The organism is Ruminococcus flavefaciens ATCC 19208 (genome assembly GCF_000518765.1).
GTDB lineage: Bacteria > Bacillota > Clostridia > Oscillospirales > Ruminococcaceae > Ruminococcus > Ruminococcus flavefaciens.
In genome coordinates this window covers 24456-45921 of record NZ_KI912492.1, presented here as the reverse complement: position 1 = coordinate 45921, position 21466 = coordinate 24456, and the positions used below count along the sequence as shown (strand labels likewise).

21 protein-coding genes and 1 pseudogene are annotated in these 21466 nt (G+C 44.3%); 12 read left to right on the top strand and 10 right to left on the bottom strand.

Annotated features, from left to right (window positions below):
- Positions 1–203: 203 nt before the first annotated feature.
- On the bottom strand, positions 204–1103 hold the full coding sequence (locus tag L870_RS0114220) for a LysR family transcriptional regulator (RefSeq protein ID WP_028518712.1): 900 nt from the start codon (positions 1101–1103) through the stop codon (positions 204–206).
- Between the two features lie 137 nt (positions 1104–1240).
- Between L870_RS0114220 and L870_RS0114215 the strand changes: the two genes are divergently transcribed.
- From L870_RS0114215 to L870_RS0114195, 5 genes and pseudogenes are all read left to right on the top strand, one after another.
- Entirely contained in the window at positions 1241–1453 is a 213-nt protein-coding gene (locus L870_RS0114215; RefSeq protein ID WP_028518711.1) for a hypothetical protein, read from the top strand.
- Complete coding sequence (locus L870_RS18740; protein ID WP_051411588.1) at positions 1450–2622, top strand: flavodoxin; 1173 nt, start codon at positions 1450–1452, stop codon at positions 2620–2622. Before L870_RS0114215 ends, L870_RS18740 begins: the two co-directional genes overlap by 4 nt.
- Positions 2623–2635: 13 nt before the next feature.
- Entirely contained in the window at positions 2636–3172 is a 537-nt protein-coding gene (locus L870_RS0114205; protein WP_028518710.1) for a flavodoxin family protein, read from the top strand.
- 13 nt (positions 3173–3185) lie between these two features.
- Positions 3186–4184: pseudogene (locus L870_RS17875) on the top strand (alpha/beta hydrolase).
- A 22-nt stretch (positions 4185–4206) separates the two neighbouring features.
- Positions 4207–4767: a sugar O-acetyltransferase gene (locus L870_RS0114195; protein WP_028518709.1), complete on the top strand. Its 561-nt coding sequence runs from the start codon at positions 4207–4209 to the stop codon at positions 4765–4767.
- A gap of 171 nt (positions 4768–4938) precedes the next feature.
- Here the strand turns inward: L870_RS0114195 and L870_RS0114190 are convergent, their stop codons facing one another.
- Together L870_RS0114190 and L870_RS17870 are read right to left on the bottom strand one after the other, a co-directional pair.
- Positions 4939–5511 carry a recombinase family protein gene (locus L870_RS0114190; protein ID WP_028518708.1) on the bottom strand — a complete coding sequence of 191 codons (573 nt, stop codon included), beginning with the start codon at positions 5509–5511 and terminating at the stop codon, positions 4939–4941.
- On the bottom strand, positions 5511–6050 hold the full coding sequence (locus L870_RS17870; protein WP_242836519.1) for a hypothetical protein: 540 nt from the start codon (positions 6048–6050) through the stop codon (positions 5511–5513). Before L870_RS17870 ends, L870_RS0114190 begins: the two co-directional genes overlap by 1 nt.
- A 359-nt stretch (positions 6051–6409) precedes the next feature.
- Between L870_RS17870 and L870_RS0114180 the strand changes: the two genes are divergently transcribed.
- The 6 genes from L870_RS0114180 (at position 6410) to L870_RS17855 (ending at position 9235) form a co-directional block, all read left to right on the top strand.
- Positions 6410–6733, top strand: a complete 324-nt coding sequence (locus L870_RS0114180; protein ID WP_028518707.1) for a plasmid mobilization protein — start codon at positions 6410–6412, stop codon at positions 6731–6733.
- A gap of 20 nt (positions 6734–6753) precedes the next feature.
- Positions 6754–7206 (top strand): relaxase/mobilization nuclease domain-containing protein, encoded by a 453-nt coding sequence (locus L870_RS0114175; RefSeq protein WP_162148454.1) that lies wholly within the window; start codon positions 6754–6756, stop codon positions 7204–7206.
- Positions 7203–7757, top strand: a complete 555-nt coding sequence (locus L870_RS17865; protein WP_341349479.1) for a site-specific integrase — start codon at positions 7203–7205, stop codon at positions 7755–7757. Before L870_RS0114175 ends, L870_RS17865 begins: the two co-directional genes overlap by 4 nt.
- 238 nt (positions 7758–7995) lie before the next feature.
- Positions 7996–8457, top strand: coding sequence for a low molecular weight protein-tyrosine-phosphatase (locus L870_RS0114165; RefSeq protein ID WP_028518705.1), 462 nt, complete (start codon positions 7996–7998; stop codon positions 8455–8457).
- Positions 8454–8636, top strand: coding sequence for a hypothetical protein (locus L870_RS17860; RefSeq protein WP_037272525.1), 183 nt, complete (start codon positions 8454–8456; stop codon positions 8634–8636). The genes L870_RS0114165 and L870_RS17860 overlap by 4 nt, the downstream gene beginning before the upstream one ends.
- Positions 8636–9235, top strand: coding sequence for a pseudouridine synthase (locus tag L870_RS17855; protein ID WP_051411587.1), 600 nt, complete (start codon positions 8636–8638; stop codon positions 9233–9235). The genes L870_RS17860 and L870_RS17855 overlap by 1 nt, the downstream gene beginning before the upstream one ends.
- A gap of 40 nt (positions 9236–9275) precedes the next feature.
- Here L870_RS17855 and L870_RS0114150 read toward each other — a convergent pair whose 3' ends face one another.
- The 7 genes from L870_RS0114150 to L870_RS0114120 form a co-directional block, all read right to left on the bottom strand.
- The gene (locus L870_RS0114150) at positions 9276–10277 is read right to left on the bottom strand and encodes an SGNH/GDSL hydrolase family protein (RefSeq protein ID WP_242836518.1); all 1002 of its coding nucleotides are present in this window, start codon (positions 10275–10277) and stop codon (positions 9276–9278) included.
- Positions 10278–10550: 273 nt separating this feature from the next.
- Entirely contained in the window at positions 10551–12203 is a 1653-nt protein-coding gene (locus L870_RS0114145; RefSeq protein ID WP_028518703.1) for an FAD-dependent oxidoreductase, read from the bottom strand.
- A gap of 130 nt (positions 12204–12333) precedes the next feature.
- The gene (locus tag L870_RS20085; RefSeq protein ID WP_051411586.1) at positions 12334–14748 is read right to left on the bottom strand and encodes a glycoside hydrolase family 11 protein; all 2415 of its coding nucleotides are present in this window, start codon (positions 14746–14748) and stop codon (positions 12334–12336) included.
- 490 nt (positions 14749–15238) lie between these two features.
- Complete coding sequence (locus L870_RS0114135) at positions 15239–15727, bottom strand: dihydrofolate reductase (protein WP_028518702.1); 489 nt, start codon at positions 15725–15727, stop codon at positions 15239–15241.
- Positions 15724–16542, bottom strand: a complete 819-nt coding sequence (gene folK / locus L870_RS0114130; RefSeq protein WP_028518701.1) for a 2-amino-4-hydroxy-6-hydroxymethyldihydropteridine diphosphokinase — start codon at positions 16540–16542, stop codon at positions 15724–15726. Before folK ends, L870_RS0114135 begins: the two co-directional genes overlap by 4 nt.
- The gene (gene folP / locus L870_RS0114125; RefSeq protein ID WP_028518700.1) at positions 16523–17359 is read right to left on the bottom strand and encodes a dihydropteroate synthase; all 837 of its coding nucleotides are present in this window, start codon (positions 17357–17359) and stop codon (positions 16523–16525) included. Before folP ends, folK begins: the two co-directional genes overlap by 20 nt.
- A gap of 2 nt (positions 17360–17361) precedes the next feature.
- Positions 17362–17847 carry an HD domain-containing protein gene (locus L870_RS0114120; protein WP_051411585.1) on the bottom strand — a complete coding sequence of 162 codons (486 nt, stop codon included), beginning with the start codon at positions 17845–17847 and terminating at the stop codon, positions 17362–17364.
- A 217-nt stretch (positions 17848–18064) separates the two neighbouring features.
- Here L870_RS0114120 and L870_RS18730 point away from each other — a divergent pair, with 217 nt between their 5' ends.
- The gene (locus L870_RS18730; protein ID WP_051411584.1) at positions 18065–21406 is read left to right on the top strand and encodes an EAL domain-containing protein; all 3342 of its coding nucleotides are present in this window, start codon (positions 18065–18067) and stop codon (positions 21404–21406) included.
- The last annotated feature ends 60 nt before the right edge of the window (positions 21407–21466 follow it).

The window sequence follows — 21466 nt, the reverse complement described above, 5'->3', positions numbered from 1 at the left end:
TTTGAACTGCAATTTTGCAGTTGCGTGTGAAGAAAAAACAGGCGTTTTTCACACGTTTTCACACGAAATTCACACGACGATAGGTGGTATAAACGTTATCGAAAGAAGCCAGCTCCCGCGATGAGAGCTGGTTTACTTTATATCTGATTCTATTATATAGGTATATTCAAAAAACAGTTCACACAAACGCAGAACAAATAATATCATAAATTTTTAGCTTTCACTTCTACTATATCCCTTTTGAACTGCTCTAAAAACGTACTGGCAGCTTTCGTAAAAACCGGATACCTTTTCCATATAAAATAGCATATTGCTTCCATTGGTGGTTCAAAACGTCGGAAGCAGAGCTTGCTGTCGCCGCTGACGTTGATAAGCCTGTCGAGAGTAATTGCACTGCCTATACCTTCATTAACCATGACTGATGCGTTGTAGATAAGATTGTACTCTGCTACTATATTAGCATCAGGAGCCTGCTCCGCTATCATTTCGGACAGCATAGTGCTGTGATTCGGCTGGCGTGGAATAATCAGATCAAGTCCGGCTGTATCGGCAAACGTGATTGACTCCTTCTGTGCAAGCGGTTCATCACGGCGCATCAGTATGCCCCATGTGTCATGCAGCGGTATCTCAATAGCTTCATACTTAGTTCTGTCGATATTGCCGAAAATTAAACCAAAATCCATTAGTCCTCTTTCAAGCTTTTCCATGACATCAGTGCCGTTGCCGCTGAAAAAGCTGTAATGGATATCAGGATAATCGGCTTTCAGATGATGCGCCGTATCTGCAATAAGCTTGATTGCATAGGTTTCGCCTGCTCCGATATATACAGTACCGGAAACGCCGTCATTACTTTGTCTGACTTCTTGCTCCGTCTTTTCCATAAGCTCCACAATTTCCTCGGCACGCTTGCGAAGTATCATGCCCTCTTCGGTAAGGGTAACGCCTTTGTTTGAGCGGACAAGCAGAGTCTTTCCGAGTTCATCTTCAAGTTCCTTTAATTGGCGTGAGAGTGTAGGCTGCGACAGAAACAGTCTTTCTGCTGCCGTGGAAAAGCTCTGTTCTCTTGCAACTGCGAGGAAATACCTCAGTACGCGAATATCCATACATTCAGCCTCCTTTTTCTATATCATATCACATCAGTTTATAACTGTCAAGCATAGCTGTATATTCAATATAGGTATTTGCTATTTCGAGAGAGTCGTGTTATAATGAAAACAACAAGAGATATGGAGGTGCCTATATGAACGAAAATATCAGGCAAAACCTTATCGACGCAGGCTGCGATGATAAGTTCATTGAAGAGTTTGCCTCCTGCATATGCGACGAAAAACAATGTGAGAAAATGCTTGCTGCTCATCGGCGTGAACTTCTCTATGAAGTCCATGCGAAGGAACGATGCATAAGCTGTCTTGACTACCTTGTATTTATGATGAAGAAGGAGGGCTTGAAATGAAAAGACTGATAAGCTCGATTATAACTGCCGTAACAGTTATGCTTACTGCAACAGGCTGTGGAAGTTACACTGATTCAAACAATACACAGGCCGAAAGCCCTGCCCATAATTTAACAAATCTGTCTGCTGATGTAAAAGCGTCTGTAGCTTCAGATTATAAATACACGATACAGGATGTTATCAACTTGCAGGACTTTCTGCTTTCAAGGCCAACTGAGGAAGACCTGACCGGAAAGCCCTATGATCTGACCGGTGATAATCGCTGGGACGTGTTTGATCTGTGCCTAATGAGACGTGAGATAGTCGATCATATGAACGCTCAAAGCGACACGCTGGTTATATACTTCTCCCGTACTGGAAATACTGAGAAAATCGCAGAGTATCTGATAGAACTGACTGATGCGGACAGCTATGTGATCGAAGCGGCTGTGCCTTATACAGATGCAGACATCAAATATCAGGACGATAACTGCCGAGCCAACATGGAGCAGAACGATAAGACTGTTCGCCCTGAGATCGCAAACCCGATAGAATCTATCGACAGCTATGAGACGATTTTTCTCGGCTATCCGATTTGGTGGGGACAAGAACCTCGTATCATCGACACTTTCCTTGAAAGCTATGACTTTTCGGAAAAGACTGTCATTCCGTTCTGTACATCGGGCAGCAGCGGTATTGTGACAAGCGAGAAGAATATCGCAGACCTTGTGCCAATCGGTAATCAGCTTGCATGCAGACGTTTCCCTGCGAGTGCGACAAAGGACGATGTAAAGGGGTGGGTGGATACGCTGCCGCTGAACAATGAAAAATCTGAAACAAAACTGCTTCTCTCCGTGAACGGTCAGGAGCTTACCGCTTCATTCGCTGACAGCACTGCCGCAAAAGAGCTTGCAGAAAAGCTGAAAGCAGAGCCTGTCACCGTTACGCTGAACGAATACGGCGGATTTGAAAAGGTCGGCAAGCTGCCGTGGTCGCTTACCAGAACAGACGCAAGCACCGAAACAGAGCCTTGTGACATCATGCTCTATCAGGGTAATCAGATGACGATATTCTATAACTCCAATTCGTGGAGCTACACAAAGCTCGGACATATTGAGAATACGACACAGGAAGAATTAAAGGCATTATTCGGTGAGGGCGATGTGACTGTCACGCTCTCGCTGAAATAAAGGAGGATACACCATGAAGAAGGTACTCGTTATATCATCAAGTCTGCGAAAGAACTCAAACTCTGAACAGCTTGCAGTTTCCTTTGCAGAGGGCGCAAAGTCAGCAGGACATGAAACAGAAGTCATTTCTCTGCAAGACAAGGAGATCAAGTACTGTGTAGGCTGTCTTGCCTGTCAGAAAACACAGCGGTGCTTTATGCACGATGATGCAGATGCGATCCGTGAGAAGATGCTTCACGCCGATGTGCTTGTGTTTGCAACGCCGATCTATTACTACGAAATGAGCGGTATCCTGAAAACCATGCTCGACAGGGCGAATCCGCTTTATCCCTCTGATTATCGTTTCCGTGAAGTATATGCCCTTGCAGCGGCAGCCGAAGATGAGGAACACGTTCCCGAAAAGGCTTTTTCAGGTATTGAGGGCTGGGTAGACTGCTTTGAAATGGCAAAACTGGTCGGTACACTGTTCTGCGGCGGTGTTACCGCTGTCGGAGAAATAAAAGATAACCCGAAACTGAAAGAAGCCTATGATATGGGCAGAAATATCTGAGGAGGTACTGAACATGAAAGAAGAAATGCTGACTTTAACCACCGAATGAGACAAGACTTTCCCGAAGTCCGATAAGGTTGACCACAAGAAGGTCACTTTCCATAATCGTTACGGTATCACGCTTGCCGCAGATATGTATATCCCGAAGGGTGCAGAGGACAAGCTCCCTGCAATAACTGTCAGCGGGCCCTTCGGTGCGGTCAAGGAGCAGAGCAGCGGTCTGTATGCTCAGACACTTGCGGAGCGTGGTTTCCTGACGATTGCCTTTGATCCGTCCTTTACGGGCGAAAGCGGCGGACAGCCGAGATATATGGCATCTCCCGACATCAACACGGAAGATTTCTCCGCTGCCGTTGACTTCCTCTCCGTGCAGGACAATGTCGATCCTGAGCAAATCGGTATCCTCGGCATCTGCGGTTGGGGCGGTATGGCGATCAATGCGGCGGCTATGGATACCCGTATCAAGGCAACTGTCGCTTCTACGATGTATGATATGACAAGAGTCGCTTCAAAGGGATATTTTGATTCGGAGGACAGCGAAGAAAAGAGATATGCAAGCAAGCAGGCTATGAATGCCCAGCGTACAAAGGATTATGCAAGCGGTGAGTATGCTCTTGCAGGCGGTGTTATTGATCCTCTGCCCGATGATGCACCATATTTCGTCAAGGACTATCACGCATACTATAAAACAGAGCGAGGTTATCACCCTCGTTCTCTCAACTCCAACAGCGGTTGGAACGTGATCGGCTGTATGTCGTTTATCAATATGCCGATATTGCAGTACAGCAACGAGATACGCTCTGCTGTGATGATCGTTCACGGTGAAAAGGCTCACTCCTGTTATTTTGGCAGGGATGCTTACGAGAATATGACGAAGGGCAGCAAATACACCGATAACAAGGAACTTCTCATTATCGAAGGAGCTTCTCATACCGATCTGTATGACGGCGGTGAAAAGAAGGTCATTCCGTTTGATAAGCTCGAAGCGTTTTATAATGAGTATCTGAAATAAAGCTATCACGGAGGAAACAGCGATGACAACACAAGAATTCATTGACTTCATGAACAGCGGCAAGCAGGTCACGGCGGAGTGCGGTGTGCATCAGACAATGCACAGGCTCAGTCAGGAAGCTATCCGTATCACAATGGAGATCAATAACCGCTATCATACTCCCGATGAGATCAATGCGCTGATGTCGGAGCTTATCGGTGCGCCTGTTGAGGTCGGACTGTTTCCTCCGTTTTACACGGACTGCGGAAAGAATATTCATCTCGGCAAGGGCGTGTTCATCAATGCAGGCTGTAAGTTTCAGGATCAGGGCGGTATCTGGATCGGTGACGGTGCGCAGATCGGACATAACACTGTGCTGGCTACGCTGAACCACGGACTTCTGCCCGAAGAACGTCACGACCTGATACCGAAACCTATTCACATTGGTAAGAATGTGTGGATCGGCTCAAACTCAACTATTCTTCCAGGCGTGACGATCGGAGACAATGCCGTTATCGGTGCAGGCTCGGTGGTCACAAAGGATATTCCCGAAAACATGGTAGCTGTGGGAGGTCCTGCGAGAGTTATAAATAGTATAGGATGACTATAATATGAGTCTCTATTCAGATGCTCTATGTTGTGTCAATAGACCACAGTCTATTGACATACAAAAAAAGTATGTCATATAAGTCGTTTTGGGGCTTTTGAAATATGTCAGCAAAAAACACCACCCTATTGAAAGAGTTTGAGCCGGCAATTGCCGGCTCGCTCTTGTTTATTTAATCTTTCTTTTGTATTCTTTAAGCCTTCGGTAGAAAGTATTGGTACGCAGGCCCATCTCTTTCTGAAACCATACCGCCGTTATAGCGCCAGACTTCCACTGTTCATACAGCTGACCGAACTTGACCCAGTCAATAGGTATGGGCTGCCGACCTTTATACTTCCCCTGTGACTTTGCAATAGCGATGCCCTCACGCTGACGTTGAAGAGTCTGCTCACGTTCAAGCTCTGATAACGCTGCAAATATTGACAGCACAAAGCGTCCCTGAGGAGTATTGGTGTCTATGTTTTCCTTACTGCTTACAAGAGTAACCTTCTTCCGTTGAAGCACATCAATGATATTTAACAGATCTCTTGTTGAACGTCCAAGACGACTAATGCTCTCGATGTACAGAGTATCGCCATCACGTACGTATTCGAGCATAGCCTTCAGCTCGGGACGGTCAGCATTCTTGCCAGACATCTTCTCAGCGAAGACACGCTCAACCTGATATTGCTTCATCAATGCTTCCTGACGTGCTGTCTCTTGGTGTTCAGTTGAGACGCGAATGTATCCGATCTTGCCCATTACCATATACCTCCGCAGCAGTTCTCATACAGGCTTTCCCCACACATATACTTTACGTCCCTGAGAGCTTCGTGAAGCAGATTGGTATCCATAAGCATCTCCTCGATTTCATCGCAAGTGTAGCCGTACTCAAGCAAAAGTTCGACGTCCTCGCTATCCACTCCATAGCATCCGCAGTATGCAAGTAGTATCTCCTCATGCATATCGTAATAGGGCGAGTCGTCGAGACCGTACCATGATCCGTACTTGGAGCGATATATCTTAGGCTCAAACTCCGAGCGTGTGATATTTCCGTTCCTGTCGATACACAGTATATCTCCCTCGTCTGTTTTGATACGCTCATTTGCGAACTTATGCAAACCTATCCTGCGGATAGCGTTCTTCATGATACTCTCGGTAGATGCGTATACATACAGCCCGATATCCTTGAAGTGGAGCAGGCACATCGGATTCGAGCCTTTTATTATGTATAAGCTATTGTTGTCATCAAGCACCGTAAACGTGAAGTTGCCCTCGACCGTTTCTGCCATATACTTCAAGGTGTCAAAGCTCAGCTCTTCTTGTGATTCAATGAGCTGACAAGCGGCGTAGCTGTCAGTCTCTATGTGTGTGTCGGGTATGAGCTTGTCCTTGCGTATAATGGGAGCGCAGCGGCTTGCTTTATATATAGAGATATAGAGAGAAATCTTGTATACCAGAGAGGAGGAATCTTGATCAATTAGTACAGAGATATTGGTTATAAGGTATACAGAGAGTATCTGCTATCCTGTCTATTGTGATATCCCCACAGATTCTTCATACTGTTCAGATACTTCAGATGTTGGTTCTATTGGTGGATTCTTCGTTGAGGTCGAGTCACTTGCTGCTTTCATAATCTTATTATAAAGGAGTAGTCACTATGAACGATTACAATTACAAGTACAAGCACAAGAAACGTGCACATACCCGAGATGAGTCGGAGCGTAGAGAAAAGGTAACATCGCTGCGTTCTTCGGAGACTGAACTCAAAAAGATTCAGAAAAATGCTAAGGATGCAGGTATGAGTGTAAACAACTACCTGAACATTGTAGGTGCTAACGGACGTAAAGCTCTAACGCCTGCAATTATGGTTCAAATTCAGAACACAATCAACTACGCTTGTTCTATGATTGAACTTCACGAACCAGATGCAGTAGTAACGATGCAGGAAGGAGTGAATGACTTATGGCAAAAATTAATGTGATCAGAAACACTTACGGAGGTTTGGACTACTTACAAAATGCACTTGCGTACATATCAGATGCTCGTTCACTCTACCGTGGTGGATTCGGCGTTAATCCCTACAATTACGAAGAGGCATATAGCCAGATGCTTATCGTACGCATGTGGTTCAACAAAGTTAGTGGAAACCCGCTTGTACACATCGTTATTGCCTATAACGATAAGGTGACAGATCTGGCGGTTGCTGCTAAGTATGGTAAGAAATGTGCTGAGTATTTTGCGGGTAAATATCAGGTCTTGTACTGTACGCACTTGAAGGATACTGAATGTGGCAGTATGCATACTCATATCGTGATCAACGCTGTCAGCTATCATAACGGTCAGATGATCACAACCGGCTACGAAGAGATGACCTTTTTCTGCGAGTACGTCGCTAAGATAACTGGTCAGAAGTGCTCGTTCGAGTTTGATAATAAGGCTATAAAAAAGAACTGATCCTGTTTAACACAGGACTGCGTATTTCTGAATTTTGTGGACTTACTATCTCTGACATTGATTTTGAGAAGAATCGTATCAAGGTAGACCACCAGCTTATCCGCGCCAGTAATATGAAGTATGTCATTCAAGCACCAAAAACTGAGAAGGGTATCAGGTATGTACCTATGACTATTGAAGTCGCTGACTGCTTCCGTAGAATAATCAAAAGACGCAAAAGAGTCAAAACAGAACCAGTTATAGGAGGCAGGGTTGGCTTCCTGTTTCTGGACAAAAATTCAAGACCTACCGTAGCGCAGCACTGGGAAAAGTATATGCAGCGAATCAGAGAAAAATATAATAACGACATCAATCATCTGCCGCTGCCTATTATAACTCCGCATATTTGCAGGCATACCTTCTGCACTAACATGGCCAAGAACGGAATGAATCCTAAAATGCTTCAATACATAATGGGACATGCCGACATAAGCGTTACTTTGAATACGTATACTCATGTACAGTTTGAAGACGCCGAGAAGGAAATGATGCGATTATTCGGAAACGGTTGACTTAAAATATTCATTTTACCATTTTATCGAAGTAATAATCCACAAAAAACAAGGATAAAATGCTATATATGGCCAGACTTTTTTCCACAGTTTTTCCACGCTTGCATGACAAAACATGAGAAAATATGAAGGAATATGCAAAACTATGAAAGAATATTCATTTTTATTCACGCAATGTCAAAATGTGTATTTGCGCTATTTTACGACGATTATAAAAGATTTGAGGTGATTTGAGAAGATGTATAAAATCATGTTCGTATGCCACGGCAATATATGCCGTTCGCCAATGGCTGAATTTATAATGAAAAAGCTGGTAGCTGACAGCGGTCTTTCAGATGAATTATATATTGCTTCAAGCACAACAAGTACTGAGGAACTCGGCAACTCTGTCTATCCTCCTGCAAAAGCAGAGCTTGCAAAGCACAGTATCGGATACAGCGGAAAGTTCGCTGTACAGCTCAGGAAATCCGACTACGATAAATACGACCTGTTCATCGGCATGGACACAGCAAATATCCGCAATATGAACCGAATTTTCGGCAGTGACAGTGACGGTAAGATATATAAGCTGCTCACCTTTGCAGGACGAGGCGACGATGTCTCAGACCCGTGGTACAGCCGAGACTTCGGCAAGGCTTACAGCGATATCGAAGAGGGCTGCCGCGGTCTTATTAAATATCTCAGGGAGGAAATGCTTTGAAATATACCATAATTGAAATAATCGAATGGGATTACGGCTGCGAGGGTATTCCCGACGGAGAAGAGCCCATGTGCAGCATAGTTATAAGAGGCGAAAATGACAGCGAAAAAACAATAAAGCTGTCCGACAGCTATCTCACCAAAAATCGCCTTAACGTGGGTGATACCATAGAATTATAATGCTTTACTATATGTTCAACAAACCGCAGGACTGCGTTACAGCCTGTTCCGATGCAGTTCACAAAACAGTTATGGACTACTTCCCTGCCGAGCTTGCAGAGAAGCTCCATCCCGTAGGCAGGCTTGACAAGGATACCTGCGGACTACTGATACTTACCGATGACGGTGACCTTGATTTCAAGATCATGCAGCCTGACAGACATATAAGCAAGACATATTTCTTCTATGCTGTGGGAACTGTCAATTCCGAAAAGATACAGCTTATAGAAAATGGCATTCCTATGCATGGCTTCACCTCAAAGCCTGCGGAATTCCGACTTTGCAGACAGTACAAAATACGTGAGCTTGAAAGCTTCATTCCTGCCGAACGCCGCGAAAAATACATGAAAAATCCTGACGGTGCTGCTTTTGCTGCAACACTCACAATACATGAAGGCAAAAAGCACGAAGTAAAAAGGATAATGGAAGCTGTCGGCTGCCGAATATTCTACCTGCGCCGCGACAGTATAGGCTCTCTGGAGCTTGACCCTGAGCTGAAACAGGGGGAGTTCCGACAACTGACCGAAAGTGAAGTATTATTACTCAAAGAAAACAAATGATAAAAGCCTGAAAGAAGTATCACTCCTTTCAGGCTTCATTTTATTTTTTGAGTTTTTTCCTGACTATCAGAACAATGCCTATGACCATTATCAGAGCAGCTGCGATAATACTGCATAAAACAGCTATTCTCGTTCCAAAGCCCGGCTCATCTTTCACTTTTTCAATGGTAAAATAGGAAAAACCCGTTGCACGAAAGGCTTTGTCCACATCTTCGGCAATTAGTTCATGTCCTGCTGCATTTGGGTGGATATCCATTTTCTTGATATTTGTCAGTTCCCCTGCTCTTCCCTTGAAATCAGACGCAACATCTATGACCTTATACCCGTTTGCTGATTTCTCAGAAATTATACTGTTCAGCTTTTCTATCTTCTGAGCAGCAAAATCTGTTATCACTGCAAATTTATCGTAGTATTCAACAGGATCGTAAAGAGTCTGCACAAATATCGTTCCGTTGGTTCTCTTTTTTAGCTCAGTTGATATTGTATCAATATTTACGCTGAACTGTTCAAGTGCCTTGTCAGCATCGTTTCCCATTCCAAGAAGAGCAGATGCTGCACTTGCAAGGTCGATATCCTTGATATTAAAGGAACTGAAATCATCTATACCGAGAGCCCCTGCAAGGTCGAACAATAAACCAAGAAGATCGTTTCCGCCGATAGATATTACAACAGCGTCCGCGTCCTTCAGACCACTGTCAAGTTCTCCGCTCTGTATCTGCGCTATCAGGTCTGAGGAGGTATATCCCGATACAGCCTCGTTTACCATAGTATGAGCGCACTCGCTGCCAAGCTCTGCCGTATATTTGTCTTTGAGTATATTTGAATAGGAACGGCAGTTGTAATTATCGTCCTTTGTATATCCTTCAAGACCGTAGCCTGCTGCTATGGAGTCACCGAGGAACATCATTTTCGGCGGCACTTCCGTTTTATGTTCAACCTTTACTTCATGTATTTCCGATTTTGAACATGATGAAAAGCTCATCATCATTAATGCTGCGCCTATTGCTGCAGCTGCTTTCTTTACCACAACAGGTATCCTCAAAAGTATCATCTCCTTTTAATAAGATTATATCATATAAACGAAGCGTTATGATATAATTGCCCGATATGCAGGGAGCAAATCTCTGATTTGCGTATCTGCAAGGGCTTTTTAATCAATTATAATGAATGCTTTTGCATTCATTATACCATATAGTAACTGAATAGGCAAGGATACAGTAAAAAAATAACAGATAAAAATTTTTCATTACGAAAAAATGGGGCGGATAATATCCGCCCCTACAATTCTACTCACTACTTTCTATTCTCTACTCACTTACAAAACGCCGAGAGCATGCTTTGCGGCAATCATGCCGAAGGTATAGCATCTGCCGAGAGACAGTCCAGTCTGATGGAATGGATAATCTGCTCCGCCATAGAACGGTCCGCCCAGATTTCCTGCACAGTAAAGTCCCTGTATAGGCTTGCCCTCACTGTCAAGAGCCTGAGCGTTCTCGTTGGTTATGACTCCAGATACCTCTGCTGAGACTCTGATATGCTTTCTTGCGCCCCAGAAAGGTGCTTTTTCTATCTTGTGCATATACTTCGCTGGCTTGCCGAAATCAATATCGACTCCATTTTCGCAAAGCTCGTTATATCTGTCTATTGAAAACTTCATCTTGTCATAGGGTATGCCAAGCTCGTTTGCAAGCTCCTCAAGAGTATCGCATCTGTGAAGGTCGATAAGGTTTTTGAATACTCCCTGGGGCTCTTCAACTGCTCCCGGAATGAATTTCTCCATAACAAATGGCGGTACACAGCCGTCTACGAACTCGTCCTTATCCCAGTTAACATAATCGCTGTCGTAAATAGCACAGTACCAGCCCTTTGAGCCGTCCTTATGGTCAGCATCAAGCATACTGCCCTTGAATTTAGGCTGATATTTCAGGAGGTTCCCCATATACACAAAGCCTGTATACTCGTTGGTAAATCTCTCACCGTTCATGTTAAGAAACAGGAAAGGCTCTTCAAACATGAGTGCAGAATCGAAATCATGCATCATTTTTGTATGTCCGAGATTTTCCATTTCAGCTCCTGCACTTATGGCAAGAATATGACCGTCACCTGTCTTGCCGAACTGCTTCTTGTCAAATTCAGCTATATCAGGACACCAGCGCTGTACCATAGCTGCATTGTTGGTATAGTCGCCTGTTGCCAGTATCACCGCCTTTGAAGCATTGAACTGTATGTACCTGCCGTCCTTGTTCTTGGCAATAACGCCTGTGACCCGCTTTCCGTCCATAATAAGCTTTACGGCAGGTGTTGAGAAATATGCATGAAGCTCTTCATGCTTTTCCATTATGTTATTGAGGGCATTGTGGAGAGCATTTCCTACATTAAGTGGCTTCGGACCTATCCATGGTGCCCAGAAATAACAGTGGTCGTCGCCGTAATCGTAACTGCTCATACGGTCTTTCCACATTCCTGTAAAGTCGCCGCTGGTACTTCTGAATGCACAGAGTTTGTCGCCGTCGTTGAGGAGCTTTGCACTTTCAGCATTATTGTCCACCTTGCTTCCGTCGCCGTATTCAGTCTCTTTAGTAAGTCCTGCACGGTTAAGGAACCACATCATTGCTTCCTCTGAATGTTCGGCATATGCGCGGAGCTGCTTTGTATCGGCTCTCCAGTCGCAAAGACTGTTTGTATGATGTATCCACTTTGCTATGCCGGCCTCGGTAGAGCGCGACTTTATTATTGCAGAACCGCAGTTGCCCTGAGATACTACCGATGACTCCTTCTGAAGAAGTGCAGTCCTTGCACCAAGCTCTGCTGCCCAGCCTGCCGCAGGTACGCCTGATGCTCCTGCACCAACTACTACTATATCGTAATCCTTTACTTCATCTGCTTTGATATCTCCAAGCTCGCAGCATGAACAGCTTACCTCCGACTCGGTAAGTCCGCATGGGATATTATTAGATCTGTCACTCATTTTCTCATGTCCCTTCTTATTTTTAATAGTATAAATATATTATATCACTTCCGATGCGCCATTTCAATACTGCATAAAGAAAGACGTACCGCATAAAATGCGGTACGTCTTCTGTAAAAGATATCAAATATTACGAAACGGTCTGCATATAGCTCTCAGGGAGAGATGAAATACTTCCTAAAAGGAACTTCTGGATAACGAGTGCATCGTTGCTGGTGATGCCTGAACCTGCTGCTGAAACGTCACCGTTGAGCTTGCCCTGATCTTTAAGAGCATACTTGTCAGGACTTGCAAGTGCCTGCATTATTGCAACTACGTCACCCATATCAACTACACCGTCACAGTTTGCGTCGCCCCACTTTGTTACCTTGGAGTTAAGCTCTGCCTTGATATCAACTGTTGTAGTTGTAACAGGCTTTGTTGTGGTAGTAGTTGTAGTTGTTGTTGTAGTAGTCGTTGTTGTTGTGGTAGTAGTCGTTGTAGTTGTAACTACAGCAGACTCACTTCCCTTGAATGCATATCTCATAAATGTATAGAGATGTGGCTTTACCGAATCAGCGCCGTGTCCGCCGCCCGGAATTGACTGATATACATGGTCAACACCGTTTCTTGTGAGTATATCACTGTAAGACTTAGGGAATGTACCAACAACAGAGTCATTAGTACCGCCTGTGATCATAAATACATATGGCTCAGGTCCTACATCTCTGAACTTCATTTCGCTTTCTGTCATACAGCCTGGATGTTCCATGAACATATCCTTACCCGGTGTGATACCCGGTGCAGGACAAGCACCGCCGACATAACCGAAGAGGTCAGGTCTCATAAGTCCGATGTAGATAGCTTCACGTCCGCCCATTGAGAAACCTGTGATAGCACGGTTCTCTCTGCCTGTCTTTACAGGATAGTTAGCTTCGATGAATGGGATAAGGCTGTCTGAGATGTCATAGAGGAAGTTGTCGTATGCAGCGCAGGTCTCCTGATTGATACCGAAGCCGCCGCCCTGACTGCCGTTCTTGCTTGTGAACTGGCTTGGGAGTACGAGGATCATTTCCTCAGCCTTGCCGTTGCCGATAAGTCCTGCAAGAAGCTCCTGAACGCCCATACCGCTTACCATGCTGTTCTCGTCACCGCCGATACCGTGGAGAACGTACATTACAGGATATTTCTTGCTTGGATCATAGTTAGGAGGAAGAACAACATTACAGCTCTTCTGTCCGCCTGTGAATTTACAGTTATATGTTTTCTTTTCAACCTTGCAGGCACCGCTCTTCTCGTTGCCGCTTGGTACTGTTGTAGGCATATCGTTCTTGATCTTTGCGTTAAGGCCCTTGTTAGCGTTGCCGCCGTTGCCAGCATCACCGCCGATGTTTCCGCCTGTGTTATTGAAGCCGCCGGCCATGCCGCCCCAGTCGATGTTTCCACCGTTGTTGCCGCCGTTGTTGCCGCCGAAATCGCCCCAGTTCATTCCGCCGCCGTTATCGCCGCCGAAGTTGCCCCAGTTCATTCCGCCGCCGTTGTCGCCGCCGAAGTTGCCCCAGTTCATTCCGCCGCCATTGTCGCCGCCGAAATTGCCCCAGTTCATTCCGCCGCCATTGTCGCCGCCGAAGTTGCCCCAGTTCATTCCGCCGCCATTATCGCCGCCGAAATTGCCCCAGTTCATTCCGCCGCCATTATCGCCGCCGAAATTTCCCCAGTTCATTCCGCCGCCATTGTTGCCGCCGAAGTTGCCCCAGTCCATTCCGCCGCCGTTGTTGCCGCCGTTGTCACCAACTGTCTGTCCGCCGTTTCCTGTTTCAACAGTTACGTCTGATGAACCTGTACCTGTCTTTACAGAAACGCTCTTAACGTTAGCTGAACCGTTTGATCTGTAGCCTTCGATGTTGAGAGAAACCTCATAAAGAGTACCTGACATATCAAGTCCTGCTTTTTCCCAAGCTTCAAAGTGACCGCTAACATCTATAGTACCCTTCATGTAGTTTGTCTGATTGTTAGCTGAACCGCTTGTCTTACGAACGCTCCAGTACTGAGGGAATGTAGCTGTACCATCAAGTGATGGCTGATTATAACGCATTGATTTGCGGATATCATAAGTGTTGCCGTTGAGAGTTACGGTACCCTTATTCTCACCGTCATTTCCGGGTGGTCTCCAGTCGCCCCAGCCTTCAACGATGTAATATTCCATGAGAGGGTTTCTCGTCCATCCGTATACACACATATACGAATTGCCCTTTGGTGTGTACTCTACATCGTATTCAAGTGTGATGCCGTTCAACTTTTTGTAGTTGATCTTCTGGCTGTCGTAGTTCTTGCCCATACGAGCAAGGAAGTTCTCAATGTTGCTCCATGAGCAGGTAAAGGATCCTGCACTTGGATTCATTGATGCCTGTCCCTGACCGTTCTGATTCCACATTTCGTAATCAAAACCGCCGATATTGCCTCTTGTCTGCTGGTCAGCAGCTGATGCAACTGAGGGGACGCTTGCAGCGATCATCAATGCAGATACGGTTCCGCTGATGATCTTTTTGAGTGTGTTTGATCTCACTCCAATCACTCCTTTGTGTAAACATTTTTTATTTTGTGTCGACAAATTAATGATTAAATAAACCCCATATAAGCAAATGCTCTATATATTTCCCTTACAGAATAAACTATTTGGCTAATAAACACAAGCCAATACTTGCTGTAATTAATTTAAGGTATCATTTTTTGCGATTTTAATTAAACTACAAAATTGGTTGAGCCAATCATATTTAATCATAAGGTGCACAAAATGTATATTAAGTGGACTTTATACCATGTGTGATTAATTCGTTAAGAAAATATAACTATTTGTTATATCGTTTACATTAGTAATTTCAGTATCAAATCAGGAGTAATAAAGTGCTTTTTTACAAAAATCAGAAACAATCTCCGCAAAAACAAAAATGCAGCCGCTTCAAATATACAAGTTTGGAAACGGCTGCAAAACGATTAATCTATTTTTAATTTCGTCTTATTAAATGTCTGAAAAGAGTGAATTTTTTCTATATATATTATTTCTTTTCGTATACTGAAAAGCTAAGTCCCAGATCATCTCTGCGGTCCTGCTGTACAAGTTCATACTTGCTTTTGTCAAATTCAGGAAAGAATGCATCTCCCTCGTATTTGCGGTCAAGCTCTGTAATATACAGGCGGTCTGCGATCTCAAGTCCCTCTGCATATATCCTTTTTCCTCCGCAGATAAATATCTCCTGAGCCCCTGAGGACATCTCCGCGCATTTTCTCGCAAGCTTCACAGCTTCATCAAAGCTGCGAACTGTTCTGAGATTACGTGAAAACAGACTCTGAGTTGACGAAACAACTATATTTATCCTGTCGGGCAGCGGTCTGCCTATGCTCTCATAGGTCTTTCTGCCCATTATACATATATTTCCTTTTGTCAGATTTCGGAAATAAGCTCTGTCCTCGGGGATATCCCACGGTATTTTTCCTTTGCTTCCTATAATCCTGTTCGCTGCTACTGCTGCTATAATATTGATCATTTTTCATCCAACCTTTCAAGAAGTTCCGAAACTTTAAGTCCGAGTACGGGGTGAACGTAATCAGGCATAAGCTCCGCTGCGGGTCTGAGTACGAAGTCCCTGTTCTGCATATCGGGGTGAGGTACTGTCAGATCGGATTCGGATATGATATTTCTGTCATAGAATATGAGATCAAGGTCAAGAGTCCTCGGTCCCCAGTGTATTTCGCGTGTACGCCCTGCTTCGTTTTCAATTCTGTGCATAAGATCAAGCAGTCCGCGGGGAGAAAGGAAAGTCTCGCACAGAACTGCTCCGTTGAGGAAGTCGTCCTGCTCTGTATAGCCATAGGGCTTTGTTACGATAAGTTCAGACTGTTTTACATTGCCGATATATTCGCTTTTCTCCAGTTTTTTCACAGCTTCTGCAATAATGCTCCTGCTGTCGCCCATATTTGAGCCGAGTGCAATAAGTGCAGTATGTCTGCTTCGGCTTATTTTTACCGATACAGAGCCGAATTCCATATCTATGGGAGCTTCGGGCTTCCTTATCTCGATATCCGTGCGTACTATCAACGGGGAGCTTTTCAGCACAGCCAGCGCAACAGCCTGCGCCGCAGCTTCAATAAGCTTATATGTGTGATGTGTCATGGCTTCTTTTATGACTCCGCAGACCATTCCGTAATCCACGGAATGGTTCAGTTCATCGGTGATCCCCGCCTTTTCGGTGTCAACATAAAGAACTGCGTTCACGTAGAAGTTCTGACCGTTTATGTTCTCATGCTCAAATACACCGTGATGAGCAAATATTTTCAGTTCATCAATGCATATCCTGTCCATTCTTATAACCTCTCATTACTGCCATAGTCATTTTTACGGCACGGATATTTTCCTTTATATCATGTACACGCAGGAACGCTGCGCCTTTCATTGCACCTATGACGGAAAGCGCCACTGTTCCTTCAAGCCGTTCATCTGATGGCAGATCAAGCGTTAATCCTATGACCGATTTCCTTGAAGCACCGAGAAGAACAGGAAATCCCAGTCTCTCGCGGAATTCGTCTATACGATCTATTGCTTCGAGATTATTCTCGTATGTTTTTGCAAAGCCTACTCCGGGATCGAGGATAACCTTATCACGGGCTATACCTGCTCCGTCTGCTATCCTCACAGTTTCCTCCATATCGGATATTACATCATCGAAATAAGAGTTATAATCCATATTCTCCCTGTTGTGCATCAGGCAGCAGGCTGCTCCACTCTTAGCTATAAGCGATGCCATTTCGCCGCTGTCGTATTTAAGTCCCCATATATCGTTGATAAGGTCTGCACCTGCGAGTATACCTGCTTCTGCTACCTTGTATTTATAAGTATCAAGAGATATAGGCACATCAAAACGGCTCTTTACCGCCTCGATAACAGGCGCTGTACGCTGTATCTCTTCATCGTCGGATATCTTTGTATATCCCGGACGGGTGGACTCTCCGCCGATATCAAGTATATCCATTCCCTCTTCTATCATTTTTTCAGTCTGTCTGAGAGCAGAGTCGATATTATTGAAACGTCCGCCGTCAGAAAATGAGTCGGGAGTAACGTTGAGGATTCCCATAATATAACAATTACGGCTTACGTCAAATTCCTTATTGCCTATCTTCATTTTTATACCTCTAAATTCACATTTCTTTTTTCATATGGCCAGTTGCACTCGTCCTGAGCCTTGCAGAAACTGCACATTCTCGATCTCTTGTCAGCTTCGTAAAAAACAGCTTCAAGTGTATCGGATTTGCAATCATTGCTCCTGTGAGAACGTATCATACCGATTATTCTCTCGGCTTTCCGCTTGCCGCAGCCGACCTCGTGTAATATCTGCTCTGCCGTTTCAGCTCCCTCAGTATCATGAGGGAGTCCGAGTGTATATTCCTCAACTCTGCCTATATCATGAAGAAGCGCCGCAGAATAGACGATATCGGGTTCGGCAGCTATACCTCTTTCCCCGCATATAAGCATGGTTATCCTTGCCACAGAAAGCAGATGTTCAAGTCCGTGTCCGCAGAATTTCCGCTCTTTTTCGAGCCTTTCAAGCTCTTCAAGCTTTCGTCGGAACGTATCGTTTTCAAGTATTTTATTTGCAGTTTCCAGCATCATCTATGCCTCCGATGAACAGATGGTTTCAATTAATTATATCACATAATATAAAACAAATCAATAAATGTCTAATTTATAGTTATTTATTGAATTTTCTTGTACAAACAGTCAATAATAATTGACTTATCATATAATATATGATATAATAATTACAAAAGAATATAGATAAATAATATTATAGAATTACCTTTGTTATTTATCGGAAAGGAATACACTTATGAACAGTTCAAGAAAAAAACTTGCTTTATTTGTCGGACAGGCTGACGAAGAATATCAGAGCCGTTTCATCAGTGGCTTCCTGAAAAAAGCACTTGCTGCCAATTATGACGTATGCATCTTTTCAATGTATCTTAAATATCAGGATACACCTGAACGCGAACAGGGAGAGTCCAACATCTTTTCACTTATGAATCCCGCAAAGTTTGACGGCGCTATAATCCTGAAAGACAGCATACAGACAGAGGGGGCAGCAGAAAAGCTCGAAAACAGATTAAAAGAGACTTTTGACAGACCTATTGTCGTCATCGAAAAGGAAAGTGAACTGTTCCCAAGCATATGCACAGACGGCTATTCTGCCGTTTTTGAGCTTATAACCCACCTTATCGAAGTTCACGGCTGCCGTGATATCGCCTTCGTTTCGGGCAAGAAATGGCATAAACACTCCAAAGAACGCCTTAAAGCCTACCGCGACGCAATGAAAAGCGCAGGGCTCGATGTATCCGAGGATCGTATCTTCTACGGCGATTTCTGGTATCAGAGCGGCGAGATCTACGCAGAACAGCTGCTTGCGGATACTTCTGCTCTTCCAGATGCAGTTGCCTGCGCCAATGACCAGATGGCCATAGGTCTGTGTAAGATATTCGCAAAACACGGTATAAAGGTTCCTGAGGATATCGCCGTAATCGGCTATGATTCAACTTACGAGGGCAGAACAAGCCCATGCTCTCTCACCTCTTCTCTTATACCGGCGTATGAATTCGGCGAGTATGCCTTTGGCTTCCTTATGGACAGAATTCAGGATAAAACTCCCGACTCATTCAAGCTGAAGCCACAGATGCTTCTGGGCGAGAGCTGCGGCTGTCACAATGAAACCATGCCGCAGTATCAGATAAGACGCAGCGAATGGGGAACTGATATCTCCGAAGAGGGCTTTGACTCGGTATTCAATAACATGGACGAGAGCCTTATCACTCAGTCATCTCTTCAGGAATATCTCAGCACGGTTTATTCGTTTGCATATCAGCTGAAGGGCATCAGCGAATTTCACCTCTGTATCGACAGCAGATGGAAAAATATCGGTATGGGCGTTCATATTGCGCATAACGGCTACAGGAACATGATCCATGCCATAAGATATTACAGCAGCCATAAAAATAATATGGCAGGTCTGGAGCAAAGCTTCTCGTCTGATGAGATGCTGCCCGACCTTGAAGATGAACGCTCATCTCCTGCTGCTTACTTTTTCACTCCCGTTTACTTTGAAAACGAATGCTTCGGCTATGCAGCAATAAGACACGATGAGCCGTGCAGCTCTTATGATGATATATACAGACGCTGGATAGGTACAGTATGCAGAGGCTTTGAGATACTCAAACGCAATCTCACCTTAAAATATACTCAGGAACAGCTCGACCGTATCCGCAACAACAAATTCACCGTATATTCCTACGCTTACGGAAGTCTTGACGAAAAAGAAAAGAAAGAGTACGACCTTGTTACAAAAATACTCGACGAAAATCTGCTGGATTACCACTTCCAGCCAATTATTGAAACAGCAAGCGGAAAAATATACGGCTATGAAGCTCTGATGCGCGCAAGGACTGAACCATATGTAAGTCCGCTTTCTATCATCAAGTTCGCAACTATGCAGGAACGTCTTGCCGATGTGGAACGCGCTACATTCTTTAATGTGCTGCGCATAATAAATGAAAACCGCACTAATCTCAGCAGCGCAAAGGTGTTTATAAACAGTATTCCCGGCGTGAAGATAAACAATGCCGACCTTCCCGTGCTTAAAGACTATCTTGAAAATAATTCAACTGAAATAGTCATAGAGCTTACAGAAGAAGCCGAGCTCAACGACAATGACCTTACAAGTCTTCAGGATTTCTACGATGAATATAACATCGGCTTCGCTGTTGACGACTACGGTACAGGCTATTCCAACGTAAGCAATCTTCTCAGATATATGCCAGATTATGTAAAAATAGACCGATCTCTTGTCAGCGATATAAATAATCAGTCTAAAAAACAGCATTTTTTCCGCGAAATAGTTGATTTCTGCCACGATAACAATATCATGGCTCTTGCTGAGGGTGTGGAGACGGCGGAAGAGCTCCGCACAGTAATACATCTCGGAGCTGACCTGATACAGGGATTCTATACTGCAAAGCCGTCGGCTGTTATAATACCTCAGATCGGCGAAGTGTGCAGGAACGAGATAAAACAGTATTATCAGGAACGCATCGACGGCAACAACAAGAAAGTATATTCAGCAGGAAAGAGCAACCGCATCTCGCTCACAAAGCTCGTCAAGGACGGATATACCGATATTTTAGTCGGAAAAGACGAAATGGTCTATAAGGACGTTTCCATAATCGGAACACCAGAAATGAAAACAGATATCCACCTTCGCATTGAATCGGGCTACAGCGGACGCATAACCCTCGAGGACATATGCTTCACAAATATCAAAAAGCGCCCCTGCATCGAGATAGGTGCTGACGCAAATGTTACAATAGTCCTTTGCGGAACAAATTATCTGTTCAACTCAGGTATACAGGTCCATGAGACTTCAAAGCTCGTCATTGAGGGCAAGGGCACTCTCAATATCGACCTTAACGCTCCTGAATACTACGGCATAGGAAATACTCTCGATGCCCGTCACGGTGAACTTATTTTCGAGCAGGACGGCGCTATCAATATAGACTGCCGCGGACAAAAGGGCATATGCATAGGCTCGGGACTTGGCGGAAATATATCAATAAACCGCGGAGAATACCACTTCAATTCCTGTACAGAATCATGCGTGGGCATAGGTGCTGTAACTGGCGAAACTGCTCCAAAGATAGAAATGTGTCTTATAGAAGCCGATTTTACAGGCGAAACAGGTCTGCTTATAGGCTCGCTTGAAAACAATGCATGTGTTTCGTTAAACAAAAGCACTTTGCATTTTTACGCCAAAAGCAATTATATGTGCGTCATGGGCTCATTAAACGGAGACAAGGCAGTCGTAAATACAGACAGCTTCGGAGCTATATTCAACATCATGTCCGACAAAGCCACTATCTTCGGTTCTCTGTACGGCACCTCGGATATTAATCTGAGCAATACTTCGCTAAAGCTTGAAGCTACAGGCAAGGAGTCGCTTATTTTCGGCGGGTATGACAGCAATACTTCTTTGAACATCTTTAACTCTGATATCAACGCCGTTATACGTTCCGCTGTCGGAAAAGACACATATGCTCCCGAAGAAAACATAAATATAATTAACGGAAGGATAAGAATACTTGCAAACGATAACGAAATAAAACATAATATCGTTTTCGATTATACATAAAATAAATATCAAAATTGCTCCATAACAAACTCTCACTGCATGAGATGTTTGATTTTAAGC

Coding starts and splice junctions, on each gene's coding strand:
- L870_RS18740 (WP_051411588.1), top strand. CDS start 1,450: ATGAAAAGACTGATAAGCTCGATTATAACTGCCGTAACAGTTATGCTT.
- L870_RS0114120 (WP_051411585.1), bottom strand. CDS start 17,847: ATGATGCTGGAAACTGCAAATAAAATACTTGAAAACGATACGTTCCGA.
- L870_RS18730 (WP_051411584.1), top strand. CDS start 18,065: ATGAACAGTTCAAGAAAAAAACTTGCTTTATTTGTCGGACAGGCTGAC.
- L870_RS0114220 (WP_028518712.1), bottom strand. CDS start 1,103: ATGGATATTCGCGTACTGAGGTATTTCCTCGCAGTTGCAAGAGAACAG.
- L870_RS0114205 (WP_028518710.1), top strand. CDS start 2,636: ATGAAGAAGGTACTCGTTATATCATCAAGTCTGCGAAAGAACTCAAAC.
- L870_RS17855 (WP_051411587.1), top strand. CDS start 8,636: ATGCTTTACTATATGTTCAACAAACCGCAGGACTGCGTTACAGCCTGT.
- L870_RS0114190 (WP_028518708.1), bottom strand. CDS start 5,511: ATGGGCAAGATCGGATACATTCGCGTCTCAACTGAACACCAAGAGACA.
- folP (WP_028518700.1), bottom strand. CDS start 17,359: ATGAAGATAGGCAATAAGGAATTTGACGTAAGCCGTAATTGTTATATT.
- L870_RS0114145 (WP_028518703.1), bottom strand. CDS start 12,203: ATGAGTGACAGATCTAATAATATCCCATGCGGACTTACCGAGTCGGAG.
- L870_RS0114195 (WP_028518709.1), top strand. CDS start 4,207: ATGACAACACAAGAATTCATTGACTTCATGAACAGCGGCAAGCAGGTC.
- folK (WP_028518701.1), bottom strand. CDS start 16,542: ATGGACAGGATATGCATTGATGAACTGAAAATATTTGCTCATCACGGT.
- L870_RS0114215 (WP_028518711.1), top strand. CDS start 1,241: ATGAACGAAAATATCAGGCAAAACCTTATCGACGCAGGCTGCGATGAT.
- L870_RS0114135 (WP_028518702.1), bottom strand. CDS start 15,727: ATGATCAATATTATAGCAGCAGTAGCAGCGAACAGGATTATAGGAAGC.
- L870_RS0114180 (WP_028518707.1), top strand. CDS start 6,410: ATGAACGATTACAATTACAAGTACAAGCACAAGAAACGTGCACATACC.
- L870_RS0114165 (WP_028518705.1), top strand. CDS start 7,996: ATGTATAAAATCATGTTCGTATGCCACGGCAATATATGCCGTTCGCCA.